Origin of the sequence: Shewanella abyssi (assembly GCF_023284025.1) — a bacterium.
Taxonomy (GTDB): Bacteria; Pseudomonadota; Gammaproteobacteria; order Enterobacterales; family Shewanellaceae; genus Shewanella; species Shewanella abyssi.
In genome coordinates, this window is the sequence record NZ_JAKIKR010000079.1 from 1 (window position 1) to 14852 (window position 14852).

At 43.0% G+C, this 14852-nt stretch carries 11 protein-coding genes; 7 read left to right on the forward strand and 4 right to left on the reverse strand.

Translation table 11 applies throughout. The features are described from left to right. Positions 1–58: 58 nt before the first annotated feature. The 4 genes from L2755_RS20685 to L2755_RS20700 all read right to left on the reverse strand — a co-directional run bounded on the left by L2755_RS20685 (position 59) and on the right by L2755_RS20700 (position 5179). Positions 59–946: a LysR family transcriptional regulator gene (locus L2755_RS20685; RefSeq protein ID WP_248982555.1), complete on the reverse strand. Its 888-nt coding sequence runs from the start codon at positions 944–946 to the stop codon at positions 59–61. Between the two features lie 292 nt (positions 947–1238). After that, the gene (locus L2755_RS20690; RefSeq protein WP_248982556.1) at positions 1239–2477 is read right to left on the reverse strand and encodes an OmpP1/FadL family transporter; all 1239 of its coding nucleotides are present in this window, start codon (positions 2475–2477) and stop codon (positions 1239–1241) included. Positions 2478–2658: 181 nt separating this feature from the next. Continuing rightward, positions 2659–3447 carry a formylglycine-generating enzyme family protein gene (locus L2755_RS20695; RefSeq protein WP_248982557.1) on the reverse strand — a complete coding sequence of 263 codons (789 nt, stop codon included), beginning with the start codon at positions 3445–3447 and terminating at the stop codon, positions 2659–2661. A gap of 175 nt (positions 3448–3622) precedes the next feature. Further along, the gene (locus L2755_RS20700; RefSeq protein WP_248982558.1) at positions 3623–5179 is read right to left on the reverse strand and encodes an arylsulfatase; all 1557 of its coding nucleotides are present in this window, start codon (positions 5177–5179) and stop codon (positions 3623–3625) included. Positions 5180–5573: 394 nt separating this feature from the next. Between L2755_RS20700 and L2755_RS20705 the strand changes: the two genes are divergently transcribed. The 7 genes from L2755_RS20705 (at position 5574) to L2755_RS20735 (ending at position 14700) form a co-directional block, all read left to right on the forward strand. Then, on the forward strand, positions 5574–6758 hold the full coding sequence (locus tag L2755_RS20705) for a GAF domain-containing sensor histidine kinase (RefSeq protein WP_248982559.1): 1185 nt from the start codon (positions 5574–5576) through the stop codon (positions 6756–6758). Then, positions 6751–7341, forward strand: coding sequence for a response regulator transcription factor (locus L2755_RS20710; RefSeq protein WP_248982560.1), 591 nt, complete (start codon positions 6751–6753; stop codon positions 7339–7341). Before L2755_RS20705 ends, L2755_RS20710 begins: the two co-directional genes overlap by 8 nt. A gap of 52 nt (positions 7342–7393) precedes the next feature. Then, complete coding sequence (locus tag L2755_RS20715; RefSeq protein ID WP_248982561.1) at positions 7394–9709, forward strand: multiheme c-type cytochrome; 2316 nt, start codon at positions 7394–7396, stop codon at positions 9707–9709. A 119-nt stretch (positions 9710–9828) separates the two neighbouring features. Then, positions 9829–10608, forward strand: coding sequence for a hypothetical protein (locus L2755_RS20720; RefSeq protein WP_248982562.1), 780 nt, complete (start codon positions 9829–9831; stop codon positions 10606–10608). A 200-nt stretch (positions 10609–10808) separates the two neighbouring features. Beyond that, the gene (locus L2755_RS20725) at positions 10809–12071 is read left to right on the forward strand and encodes an anaerobic sulfatase maturase (protein ID WP_248982563.1); all 1263 of its coding nucleotides are present in this window, start codon (positions 10809–10811) and stop codon (positions 12069–12071) included. Between the two features lie 225 nt (positions 12072–12296). Beyond that, positions 12297–13106: a RecX family transcriptional regulator gene (locus tag L2755_RS20730; protein WP_248982564.1), complete on the forward strand. Its 810-nt coding sequence runs from the start codon at positions 12297–12299 to the stop codon at positions 13104–13106. 979 nt (positions 13107–14085) lie between these two features. Beyond that, positions 14086–14700, forward strand: a complete 615-nt coding sequence (locus L2755_RS20735) for a DUF6037 family protein (RefSeq protein ID WP_248982565.1) — start codon at positions 14086–14088, stop codon at positions 14698–14700. Positions 14701–14852: the final 152 nt, after the last annotated feature.

A 14852-nucleotide genomic window follows, 5' to 3' on the forward strand; every position in this document is an offset into this window, starting at 1 on the left:
GATCTACCCCGATAGAAAGGGCATAAGTTTACCAACACGGCTATTGATTGATTTTTTATTACAAGAGATCCCAGAAAGGGCTGGTTTGTAATGAAATTCGTGACAGTGTTGGTAAACTTATGCCCTTTCTATCGGGGTAGATCAACCAAACATCTTCTTTCTTAGATTCGTATTCGGGTAAAATCCGTACTAATTGCTTGCTTTCAATCGCCGCTAAAGCGAATAGCGGCGGCATAAAGCCTATGCCTTGGCCACCAACAATGGCTCGGCGTACAAAGCCCATATGATTGCAGCTAAAGCGACTATTCACTTTTACAACCTCAGTGGTTAGATCCCATTTATCGTCTAAAGTGCCGTCAGGCCAGCGATAACAAATGGCTTGGTGCTGCGAAAGATCTGCTAACGTTTTCGGTTCACCATGTTTTTTTAAGTATTCTGGGCTTGCAAAAATACTCCGGCCGAGACTGAGTATTCGCCTTGCAATGAACCCTGAGTCTTGCACCTTGCCCGCATGAATAACAAAATCGAGTGCCTGAGAATAGATATCGGTGACATAGTTGTTGGTGATGCGCAGATCCAGTTCAATGTCAGGGTAGAGTTGTTGAAACTTCGCCAATGCGGGCTGCAGCGCCTCATCACTTTCAGGTAAAAAGCCCACTTTGACTTTTCCAACGGGTTTATCATCGATGTCGAGTAACTTATTTTTGGCTTGTTCAAACCCATCAAGCACCGTTAATAACTCGTGATAATATGCCTCACCATGTTGAGTCAATCTAAGCTGGCGAGTTGTTCTGAAAAAAAGCTGGGCGTTGAGTGCACGCTCTAGTTCGCCAATGCGACGACTGACGTTGGCTCGGGGCAGATCTAACGCATTGGCCGCAGCAGTAAAACTGCCAAGCTTAACTACAATCGTAAATAACTTTAGATCTTCTATTCGCATACTCATTTGCCTCTATCGCTCAAGTGTTTTGCCTCTTTCGCTCTATTCATCAGTATTACAGAATCATTTATAATGTCTAAAAGCACGCTAAATAAACTGTAACGACAAAAAGCTTAGTCGTAAATGGACTAAGCTTTTATACCCATCCTACTTGAAGATAGGTATATAGAACTTTAAAGGTTTTTAAATTGCGATCATAGTGTTGTGTACCGCTATGTGCGTTTATACCCAAATTGAAATGAGCGACGTAACAATATAATAATTACTTCGCCCATGGCTTATTTAAGTCATTTATCCCTTAGAACTGCCAATTCATCGAGATCCCGGCAATAGCGGCATCGTTGTCGTATTGGCCAACAAGAAAGCCATTTGCTGCACCATCATATTCGATTTGTGGTGAGCCTAAATCGATATATTCAATAAAGAAATTCACTGAAAAATCTTCTGTTGCTTGGTAAGTCACGCCTGAGCCGACTCTAAAAATTTCATCTACCGGCAAATCTGGGTATTGATTAAGTGCATTATCGGCAGAATCTGATAATGGCGATGACTCATAACCGACACCAAACTCTAAACGCCACTTAGGCGCGACTTGGTAATGCATACCAAGTGATACGCTATAAGTATCTTGCCAGTTTCGATCCACATTGACCTGACGGCCAGTTTCATCAAAAATCAGAATGCTTGATTGGTTTTTGCTCCAGTCTTGCCAATCGAGTGACCACAATAGGGCAAACTCTTGGTTAAGTGCGTGGTAACCACTTAGCTTAATAATGGCTGGGGCAATTAAGCCTAAACTTGCGTCGTAAGTATCGACGTCGCCATTACGATCTAAGTTGAAATCACCTTCTAAGGTATGATCAAGTCCAGAACGTATGGTTAAACCAAGCATGTTATCTTCATTAATGGTGTAATGCAGACCCAGGTTTACCCCAAACTCAATTGAGCCGGCTTCATATTCAGAGCTAATGTTCGAGGTAAATTGCTGTGTTTGCAGTATCGATGCATATTCAGACACTAGACCAACACCCACTGCCCATTGTTCGTTGAGCTGGTAAGATACCGATGCATTAACCTGAACTGTCACCAAGTCGACTGAGTTAATTAGGCTAGCACCGCGCCAGTCATCACCATAATCAACTGACGATCCCCCTTGTGACGCCATGGCTAAACCAAAGGCCCACTTATCGCTTAATGGATTGACCCAGTAAACAGAGCCTAACGGCAACGTGCTGCCGGCATTGCCCCCATCTAGGTTGCTGTCAGTCCCACCAAAGTAACCTGTAGAGCCTAGATCTTGATATTCAAGGTTCAAGTTAAACGCCTGCAGGCTGCCTGTTAATGTTGACTTCTCAACCAAGCTCATTGCTGCTGGATTTGAAAAAGCACTCTCAGCACCTTCTGAAATTGCGGCGCTACCTGCGCCAGCAGTACTGGCATTTAAACTGCCGAGTTCGCTTAATACGGTACCGGCAGAAAAACTCGGCATAGATACTAATGCCATGCTAACCACTAATGGTTTAAGTAGGAATTTCATTCATCAATCTCAGAAGTTGTTAAATAAATATGATGGGGTTATTATCGCCGTTAACGTTATTAAAGAAGACTCGGAAATCTCCTAGTTTTACGCCTTAACGCCGAAAGTTTTACGCGACTTATCAAAAATGCAAACACCGCCATTAGGCGGTGTTAGTAATTGAATTAACTAGAGTTATCATTCAATCCACAGTAAGCACTAAGCGCAGACCAATATCGGGCATAATCGCACTTTGACTTGCTGAATCTCTAGAGTAATTTGCAGACTCGTCGGTGTCATAGGCCAGACTGCCTCCTCGCACTGATTTATAGGCTAGGTGGTGAGTCGACGCTATAGCATTAACTGGATTATGGCTCGGGCCATAACGGTAGTAATCAACATCAAATGCATCCTCTACCATCTCACCGACATTACCTGTCATGTCATAGAGCCCTAGCTCATTTGCTTGCTTCAATCCGACTTGGTGGGCTTTATTCGCTGAATTAGCCACGTACCAACCCACAGCATCAATATCGTTCGAGCCACTATAACGGTAGCCTTTACTCTTTATTCCACCTTTGGCTGCGTACTCCCACTCGGCTTCAGTTGGCAGTCTAAACTGCAATCCAGTTTGCAGATTTAACTGGCTAATAAAGTACTTTGCTTGCTGCCAGCTTAAGTTATTCATTGGCATTTTAGGCCCGGGAAAATAGGGATTAGAACCCCTTAATACAGAATCAAATAACCCTTGAGTCACTTCATATTGACCGATATAGAAGCCATCTACGGTCACTAACCGCGCCGGGCATTCGCTAATGGTGCCAGTGCCACAAGCACTGCCCATCGTAAATTCCCCACCTTCAACCCACACCATTTCTGACATGACTTGCTGTTTTAACTCAATATTGATGTTTTTATCAATTGATGATGCACAACCCTGAATCAATGTTAGAGAGAGTAAGGTGGTGACAGAAAGTAAGCTTAGGCGCATAACGACTCCAAAGGGTAAAATATAGTTTAAATTGTACGCCTGAAGGTTAACCATAACCCCTCGCAGAACTACTAGTTTGCAGCAGGAAAAACGCCCCTAGATACTCATACCTAGGGGCGTTTTAATAGACTAAAATGGTTAGTCGTATTTTTCTGACTCAATGAGCCATACAGATTTAGTTTTGCTGTGCTTCAATCGCTTTTAATACTTTTTGCATTTTCAAAGTATTATAGTTAATACCTGCTGCACTAAAGCCTGCACCCGGCTGGAATGGGTAATCTTCGATTGTGCCAAGGAACTTACCGACTTCTTGAGACATTGGAACAAACAACCACATGTTATCAATCATCCAACGTACATACATGCCAGATTCTTTCGCTGCGATCTCAAATGGATCGGCACGTAGGTTAGTCAGTGATGCCCATGCTGGGACGTTACGTACTGCTGACTGCATGTCACCGTCCATCATAGCGAAAGAGGCTTTCCAGTCATTCCAACGCACGGCGTTTAGCTCACCATTGGCACTAAAATACATCTTACTGGTGCGTGGACCTGTTTCAACATCACCCTTAAAGAAAGGTAGGAAGTTGCTACCGTCTAAGTGTACACGCCAATCTTTACCATTGAAGTTTTTACCTTGCTTAAGGTCTTCAACTAAAGTGTCATCACCAGTAGCGGCAAGCAACGTAGGCATCCAATCTTCGTGAGACATCATGGCATTGATCTTAGTACCAGGCTCAATCACACCAGGCCAACGAACGAGTTGTGGTACACGCATACCGCCCTCAAACGTGGTGCCTTTCTCACCGTGGAAGGGTGAGGTGCCACCATCAGGCCAGGTGAATTTTTCAGCGCCGTTATCGGTAGAATAAACAACGATGGTGTTATCAGCAATTTTCAACTCATCTAACGTATCAAGCAATAATCCAACATGGTCGTCATGCTCTACCATGCCATCAGGATATAAACCGATACCAGTTATGCCGTCATATTTTTCCTGCAAACGAGTATGTACGTGCATTCTAGACGCATTAACCCAAGCAAAGAATGGCTTTTCAGCTTTAACAGCCTTAGTCATGAATTTAATTGATGCACCAACAAACTCTTCATCTGCTGTTTCCATACGCTTACGCGTCATTGGACCAGTATCTTCGATACGACCATCAGCGTAAGAGTGGATCACACCACGTGGACCATACTTCTTTTTGAATTCAGGATCTTTCGGGTAGTAGTATGTTTCTGGCTCTTCTTCAGCATTGAGGTGATAAAGGTTACCGAAGAATTCATCAAAGCCATGGGCTGTAGGCAGATGCTTATCTTGGTCACCCAAGTGGTTTTTACCAAATTGACCAGTGGTATAGCCCTTGTCTTTTAATAGATCAGCAATCGTCGGCGCCCAATCAGGAATACCGCTATCTGATCCAGGCATACCAATAGTCAATAGCCCAGTACGGAAAGGATGCTCACCGGTGATAAATGATGCACGTCCAGCAGTACAACTTTGCTGAGCATAATGGTCAGTGAACAAGGCACCTTCGTTAGCAATACGGTCAAGGTTAGGAGTTTGATAACCCATCATGCCTTGATTGTATGCGCTAATGTTGAAGTAACCAATATCGTCACCCCAAATAACTAAGATATTTGGACGTTCTGGATCTGTGGCTGCCATCGCCGATGATGCAGTTGCTATTAAGCCAACACCAATAGCAATTTTGGATAAAATCTTGGACATATCATTCCCCTTTATGAGATCTCTTTATCACTGTTATCATACGTTCTAGATTAATGACTCACGTTCAAAAACAGCGATATTCGAATCGATGGCGTCATTAAACGCCGAAAGTGCGGTAAAAAAACCTCGGAGTTTTACTTGTTTGGCGACCAATGAAGCCTCTTTTATTGTAAAATGAGGACTATTTCAAGCTTCTACAGCAACCTGGAGTGAGATTGTTCGCCCTACACCCACTCCGATTTATCTCTGAAATAAAAGAAAGCAACAAGCCGTTGACTAGTAATTATTCGAGTTTTAAAAGTTTATGTTATGTTTTAGTGGCTTAATCGACTAATTAGCGTTATTTATTAGCTGTAGCAATATTCAATAAAGATGAATTACAGGGCTGGACTCTATGGACACAGAACAAATATCAATTTCAGAGCATTTTTTTGCTGATATTTCTAATCGCTTATTAGAAGAAGACACAGCAAATATTCCTGAAGTTATCTGTACTGGCTTAACCGAGTATCTATCCTTTGCAAACGTGCAGCGAATGTCGTTGATAAGGATCACCAAAGAGCAAACCCACGAAGGTGCATATTCGGTTGCAGCCCCTGGCTATTTACCCACCACCATGATTGGTGCAGGTCTGAAAAGCCCGTATTTGGATAAGATCTCCGCTGGCGAAATGATTGTTCATTCTGGTCCGATAGAAGATGTTTTTACTGAAAATGAAGTCGCGATGGCAAATATGGGCGGTATTATCGCCCACGTTGTTATCCCCATTAAAGTGCGAGAACACGTGTGGGGAGCAATTGCATGCAGTCGCTATAAAGACCATGATGGTTGGGATCTGGTGTTACTTGAGCGAATAAAAACACTCGGGCAGGTGTTAGCCGCATCCTACGAGCGTTATCATTTTTGGTTAGCACTGCAAACAAAAAACAAAGAGCTCGAATCTCTATCCCGTCATTTGATGGAAAATCAGGAAAGCGAACGACGTTTATTATCAAGAGAATTGCACGATAACTTCTCACAACGCCTCGCGCTACTAACGATTAAAGCCAATAATGTCTTTAGTATCGTAAGAGAAAGCATCAAACCCGAAGCCAAAGACTTGCACAGTAATATTCAGCAGATAGCCAAAGACATGCAAGCGCTGTCACGCTCCTTACACCCTGCCATGCTGGAAGATTTAGGCCTGATTGCCGCGCTGAGATCTGAAGCAAGGCGCATCACAGAAATAAAGAGTTTAGAGCTACAAACCTTGTTCGGTGTAATACCTGAACTTAAAAAAGAGGTGTCGTTAAATCTGTATCGAATTTTGCAAGAGTCGCTAAATAATGTCATCAAACACTCACAAGCCTCAGCGGTATTCATTTCACTTGAAATTGACAACAACTGCCTAAGGCTACAAATTGTTGATGACGGCATAGGCTGTAAACAATTACTCGAACGCAATAAAGGCAGTATTGGACTGGTGAGCATCCGCGAACGAGCGCAGTTGTTAAACGGTCAAGCTCAATTTTTAAGCCCTGATGAAGGTGGCTTTGTGGTCAACATTTCCATTCCAGCAATAGAGGAACACTATGAGTAGAATTATTATCGCAGATGATCACTTAATCGTCGCGCAAGGGATAGCTGGTTTACTAAAACCCGACCACCAAGTGTTGGCCATCGCTAAAAATGGTGAAGAGTTAATCGAGCTGGTTAAAAAGCATGACCCAGATTTAGTAATAACTGACATTAGTATGCCGGGGATGACAGGAATAGCTGCGGTTGCAGCACTTAAGCGGATCAAAAAAAATCTTAGAGTGATCTGCTTAACCATGCATGACGAACAAGAATATGCTGAGGGCGCAATTGCTGCGGGAGCTCTGGGTTATGTACTCAAACATGAAGCCACTGACGATCTAATCGATGCGGTCAATAACGTATTAGCAGGTAAGCAGTATCTGTCAAAATCAGTGCAAGTAACAGACAGTTCACCGAGTTTATCCGCTAGACAATTAAGTGTGCTGCGTCTTTTAGTACAGGGGAAATCAGCTAAACAAGTAGCTGATGAACTGTTTATTTCGCCACGTACCGTCGAATTTCACAAGTACTCCATTATGAAGCTCATCGATGCAAAAACCAGTGCTGAGCTTATTCAATATGCCCTTTCTCATGGGCTTGTTTAACGATAAAGTTAAACTGTTTAATTGATACCAAAAGGAACTTACTATCAAAAGCTTGCCAAAAAAGACGCTAACACTCGGCTGGTTTCAACACAGCGCATTGCTAATATTTGCCTTGATAGGCATATTCGCTACTCAGCACTCATTTGCGGCTGAATTTGTCGGCTCATTTGAATGTCAGCAGTGTCATCAGCAAGCTTTTAAAGATTGGACCGGTTCAGATCATGACATGGCGATGAAACACGCCGATAAAGACTCTGTTGTGGCAAACTTTAATACCCAATTTAGCTATCAAGGTAAACAGAACCGTTTTTTTACAAAAGGTGATGAATACTGGGTCACTATCGAAGATCTCAGTGGGCAGTTCAACGACTTTAAGGTCAGTTATACCTTTGGTATCGAACCATTGCAGCAATATATGGTTGAGTTTGCAGACGGACGAGTGCAACTTATCCCTTTTGCCTGGGATAATCGCCCAAAAGCAGATGGCGGCCAAAATTGGTTCCACCTATATCCTGACAATAGCGCTAAACATGATGACTTTTTTTGGCAGAATGTGGGTCAGAACTGGAACTTCATGTGTGCAGACTGCCACTCAACCAATGTTAAAAAAAATTATGATTTTGAAAAAGACAGCTTCAACACGACTTTTTCCGAAATCAATGTCGGCTGCGAAGCCTGCCATGGCGCGGCAAGTGAGCATCTAACCTGGGCAAGTAACACCGGTGATAAAGCAGCGCAAGCCATTGGCTTTGATAGAGTGTTAACAAAACCAGTCACAAGTTGGACATGGCAGCAAAGCAGCGCTAGTGATAGTGATACTGGCAATACTGCTTCTAATAGTAATGTTAGTCACACCGCAAAGCCATCGACTCAACAGCATAGCGACCAGTTACAGACTTGCGCTCAGTGCCACAGTCGTCGCCTGCAAATAAGTGATAGCAACCCCTTAGTTAACAGTGATTTTGGTGATCGCTACCAGTTAAACCTCATTGGCCAAGATCTCTATTATGACGATGGTCAGGTCTTTGATGAAGATTATGTTTACGGCTCTTTTCTACAGTCAAAAATGCATAAGAGTGGTGTCGTTTGCAGTCATTGTCATAATCCACACTCAACAAAAATAGTGTTACCGGGTAATGCGTTGTGCAGCCAGTGCCACAGCCCTGCTAAGTTCGATACGACTGAGCATCATAAACATCAAACTAATAGCAGTGGCGCCCAATGTGTTAATTGCCATATGCCGCAAACCACCTATATGCAGATCGATAAACGTCGAGATCATAGTTTTAGTATTCCAAAACCGGCAAACTCACAACGCATAGGCACGCCCAATGCTTGTAATCAATGCCATCAAGATAAAGACATAGCGTGGGCCGTCGATAAAACAGCCAACTGGTATCCCGGCCTAAACACCTATGATGCTAAGCACTTTAGCAGTGCTTTTGCCGGTGCCAGAGCGGGCATTCCAGTAGCGGGAGATCAGCTTTCCTATATCGCACAAGACCATCAGCAAGCGGCCATTATTCGCGCGGCAGCGATTGAGCGATTACAACAATACCCAGGTAGAAACGGAGTGGTGGCCATTGCAAGAGCCACGCGACATGACGACCCTCTACTAAGATTTGCAACGATTCAGGGCAGTACGCCCTACCCGATTGCAGATAGATGGCGCATGTTAGCCCCACTATTAACCGATGAAGTGTTGATGGTGCGAAGCCAAGCTGCTGGGGCTTTAGCGGGGTTTTGGTCTGAGCTTACTCCCAACCAGCAACAAGCATTATCTCAGCCTCTGGCTGAATATAGAGAGATCTTAAAGTTCAATGGCGATCGCGGTTTTGCCCGTACTAACCTCGCTCACCTTTATGCCAATCAAGGCAAAGTCGAGCAAGCTGTAGTGGAATATAAAGCGGCTATTGCGGTGCAAGCAAACTATGCCGCGGCCTATATAAACCTTGCCGATCTCTATCGCGCTGAAGGTCAAGATACTCTCGCAATGAAAACCCTTGAGCAAGGTATTAAAGCGCAACCCACTGCAGGCGCAATCCAGTTCAGTATGGCGCTAGCACTACTGCGGGCTAAAGAAACGGCAAAAGCCATGGGGTATCTCATCAATGCCACAGAGCTTGAACCCAATAACGGCCGATTCTGGTATGTATACGCCATTGCAATAACGCCGACTTCAGTCTCAAAAGCCGCTGCAGCCTTCGATAAAGCCTATCAGGTTAGCGGCAATCCCCAATATCTGTATGCGTTATGCGAATTGATGCTCAGTAATAACACTCCACAAGCGAAGCAATGTTTGCAGGAGCTATCTACTCGCGCACCAGCAGATGCCGTTAAACAACTTAAGGCTCGTTTTCAACAGTAATTAGCAACGTCAATAGCTATCAATCTAAGAAAAACTGGGACATTTGCGAGTATTTCAGTTCTCTTTCTCTTTGTAGAATTCACCCATAGATTAAAAAGAGTTAACCAAGGGTGAATACTTTGAAATTACAAACTGCACTACTCGCTTTTCTAACCATTCCTTTCTTAAACAGCGCTTACGCTGAAGAGAAAGAGGTGCAAGATATGTCTGATCCTCTTGCCGTTTATACTCAAGTCGGTGGCTCTTACGGCACCAACGGCGTTAACTTTAAGATTGGTAAAACACTCGACACGGGGTCAGCTACCGATATGTCGATGGTGCTATTTGAAGTTAAAAGCATGCTTGGGAAACACACTAAAGATGACGGTTCAAGCGCGATGAATCCAGAAATGGCTAATGATGGCATTTCAGAACTTCGTTTTCGCAAGTTCGATGTTGATATGACTAATGGCCGCGGTATTTCAATGGATGTTATCCATAATTTCGACACCAACTCAGGTACCGCCTCTATAGGTATGATCCAAGCCTTGCCAAAAGTCGGATTTTGGCAAGCATTCCCGATTATTGCTGCGGGTGTACAGTACAATGACGGTTCAATGGGCGCTGCCGATGGCGAATCAACCGGTTTGCATTCAGACTTTGCTTTTGCCAGTTTCACGCTTTACAACAAGTTCCAAATCACGGATACAATTTGGGCCAACTATAACCCAGTTTATACCCAGGCAATTTTCGGCGACCAGCTGTATACCGACAACCTACGTGGTAGCGATGGTCTTACCCACGAATTTGTCTTGAGCTGGCAGATGACACCAAAGCAAAACTTCCGTCTTTGGTACAACACAACTCAGAATAACTTCAGTGACGGCGATTTCCGTTTGGAATACAACCAGCAGTTCTAACGGTCTCCAAGTTTAAATGACTAAGCCAGCAATTAGCTGGCTTTTTTTATGGCTTAAACCCAAAAGGCAATTTAATCGTAAGCTGGTAAAAACACCTGTTTTGCCGTCTTTGCGCCAAATTTCACAGGTGTATCGTTAGTTTCACTTTATAATCACAGATGTTAAATAACGACCCGCTTAATCGCTTCAAGGACTCAATAATGCAACCTATCAAAGTCAATTTACACAATGGTAAAGCAAGCAAACGATTTCATGTGATGAGCAAGCCTATTGGCGCTGCTTGTAACATAGACTGCACCTACTGCTACTACTTAAGTAAACAGGACCTACTTGACTATAAGAAGGGTTGCAGCCCACAAATGCCCTTTGATGAGCTTGAGTCCTATATTAAGCAGTATATCGAACAACAAAATACGCCGGAGATAATCTTTACTTGGCAAGGCGGTGAACCGACCATGCTAGGGCTTGATTACTTTAAAGAGGTCGTGCGGCTACAAACTAAATATGCGCCTAAAAATGTGATCATCTCTAATGATCTGCAAACCAACGGTACGTTATTGACTGACCCATGGTGCTACTTTTTAGCGAAACATAAGTTTCTTGTCGGATTAAGCATCGATGGCCCAGAGATGTACCACAACGCCTACCGCAAAAACCGCGCAGGCCGCGGTACCTTTAAACAAGTGATGGCGGGTATTGCCCTGCTGCATAAACATAAAGTCAATTTTGCGACACTTACCTGTATCAATAATCTCACTAGCAAGAGTCCGTTAGATATCTATCGCTTCTTGCGTGATGAAGTTCGTTCTCCGCAGATCCAGTTTATTCCAATTGCGGAACCCGAAACATTTAGAGAAACAGCGCCACATCATTGGAAGAAAGAGGACATGCCAGTCCTTGGTAGCAAGCAAGCACAACCAGGAGAGCCAGATTCGGTCGTGACCGCTTGGTCAGTATCGAGTGAAGATTGGGGTAAATTTTTGTGTGGCGTATTTGATGAATGGATTAAGCACGATATTGGCAAAGTGAACATTCAATATTTCGAAGCTTGTGTTGAAACTTGGATGGGCAGAACCAACCCTCTATGCACCCTAGGTTCATTATGTGGTAAAGGCTTAGCAATGGAGCCTAATGGCGATGTATTTGCTTGTGATCACTACGTATATCCTGAATACAAAATTGGCAATATTCATCAAAAACCACTCGAGCAAATGGCATTTTCGGCTAAGCAGCAAGAATTTGGCTTTGCTAAAAGCCGCACCCTAACCAAGCAATGCCAAAACTGTGATTACAAGTTTGCCTGTTTTGGCGAGTGCCCAAAGAACCGCTTTGTACGTTCTTATGATGGTGAGATGGGTCACAACTACCTGTGCCAAGGTTGGCATATGTTCTTTAAACATATCGACATCTATATGTGCCAGATTGTTAGCTCTATGGGTTATCAAGTTAGAAAACCAGTGTAGAGACTGTTCAGCACGGTTATTTGGCCGCTGCAGAGTATTCTGTGCCTAAGCAGATCCTTTTCTAAGCCCCCATAGCGGGGCTTTGTTGTTTCTTATATTCAGCGATTGCATTTTAATCGTCAATAAAAGAAGCATCACGGTCGTCCTCATACTTATAGCGCGTACTCAAAAACGCAATGTTCTGCTACACTGCTTTTGGTTATTTCAACATAAGATCAATTTGTTATGCAGCGCCCTCCTCTACGTCAAGCCAAAACCATCGATAACGTTTTTAATAGTGCTTATTGGCACCTTGGACAACAAGATTTCACCATTAATGAAATCCGCACCAAGCTAGAGCGTAAAACCGAGAACCAAGAGTGGGTAGATACCGTACTCGCCAGGTTAATAGAGGGCGGCTATTTAAAAAATGACTATGACTTTGCAGTACGCTATTGCGAACTGGCCTTTAGCAATGAAATTGGTAAAGGCGCGATAAAACGTAAGTTACAACTGCGCGGCATAGCCGTTACCGAGATTGAAACAGCAATAGAACAGGTGATGGACGAACAGCAAGTCGATTCCTATGCCATGGCCACCTCTCGGTTACTCAGCAGGTTTGATAACTTTTATGGCACCAACAAAGAGAAGGTCTATTCACAGATGACCACGAGAGGCTTCTCACGAGCAGAAATCGATCACGCCTTAGCACAACACCCCGAACGAGAAACACTGCGCAGCAAATTGGCCGTAAAGGCAGACAAAGTCGACTTAAGCACTGAGATCATAAAACTGTTTAATAAAGGCAAAGGCGAAACACTCATCCGACAAGAGCTAAAACAGCGCCTAATCGATCTAAGCGATTTTGAAGATATCCTGTACCAATTAACACTAGCAGAAGATGTCGATTTCTATCAAAGCTGTAAAAAAGAGCTCGCTAAAAAGCGCTATGACTTATCGGACTATAAAGACAAATCTAAAGCCTATGCCTATTTGTCGCGCAAAGGCTTTGGCAGTGATGAAATCAAAGAAGCCATGACCCCAGATAAAGACTAGCCATACTGCCTACATTATCAGTTATTACTTTTTCAAATCAGAATCAACGTCAACGTCGTGGCGCTTCGCCCACACCTGAGCCAAGGGCCAAAGCGCTTGCGCCCCTTGACAATCCCTCAGCGCCCCGGCGAAATTTCTGAGAAGCGAAACTTCCAACGGGGGAGATTAGATTCTGCACGTTTGGTTAATGTATTTAAGCCATGATGTTTACTGAGAGATTGCTATTTCTTTTTTGAAGGCTGATAACTCAAATGCTGGTAGTTTGCGCTTTTCGAAACCAGTGTAGGCCTTCGATGGCATGGACGCCATCGTAGAGCATTCTGGGACGAACTTGCTGCGCACGTCAGTTGCGTCTTCAATACGCCTGCCGCAGGCAATCGGAACCACTTTAGTCAGCAGCTAAAGTATTTATGCCCCATTACGTGTTATCTCCAGTAATTGGCCCTATGCAGCACTGACCTCTTTGCAATACTTTTTCTCATCAGTCGGAAAAGTATGGGTTCCGCCTAGCGAGAACCTTTTAGTTAACCAATGTTTGTACTTTTATACAGTCGTATCGGTTTTGTGCGGTTAATCTCTAAATTTTGCGTAATCAGTTCACGGTTTGCTATTGAGTGAAAAGAGAAATAGGCGTAAATTCAGTAAGATGTAAGTGTGCGTTCATGAAAAGTTCAGATAACCGGAAAGCAAAGTGTGCGACTCACTTTTCTCCCTAGGTGTATTGGATACAATCTTAAGCGTAAAGGTTTAATAAGCTGTTATTAATGATTTTTTTCAGGCTTTTTACTGTGCACGCTTTCTCAACATGGCTTGGCAAAACGCGCAAGCCGTATATTAAAATGTTATATTTATTTGGCGTCAACATACCTCAAATTCAAGAATGTGAAGCTAATCACTCATGCGTCACATCATCAAGCTGTACTTTATCTTTTTTTCTAGGTTTTACTACTTATAACAAACACTTGAGCAAAGGCTAGGTATGAATATATTTGAGAATTTCAGACTACTTAAATCAGATATGGAAGTTAAAGGATGGATAATAGAAGCATTTTCTTTTAACTACAAAAATGTAGATTATGTAGTCCTAGTTAAGCTATACCAAGATCATGAAGTTAAGGTAAATCCTTATGCTCTTTTGAAAGTTGAATTCTTAAAGGCACATGATATTGATGACAACTTAATTGTTGAGGCCAATGCCCGAGAACTTTTCGCTAATGCTCGAAAATTGAGAGAGTATTTTGGTATCGAGTGGACAGAAAATCTTGGGAGTATTTTACGACAGTTTAATGAACACTTTGCTCAATTTATTCCTGATAAAGTAGATTTATCAAAGAGTAATCTTTTTAAAAAGGCTATGAATAAATCACTTTCTGAAAGCGATAGTGAAGACCCAAATAAAATATATTGTTACGGAGTTCGTAGAAACTCGGATAATGGGACAAGATCAATATTCAATGATAATAAATCTAGGCTACTGAAACCTAAGCTATACGAAAAGTTCAAAGATGATAATACAGTTAGTTTTTGCTACTCACCAAAGAGTGATCGAGAAAAAAGTGATGCTGAAATTATTAGGAATTTTACGAATAAATGAAATTTCTAATAGCCTCGTAGAAATATAAATATAAATATAAATATAACGAATAAGGATAGGCCGCGCGCAGCCGCGTCCTTATCCCAAGTGTTGAACAAGCCCGAGATTGCAGGAAGTGATACCTTTATATAGTCAATAGCGGCGCGAGAGTT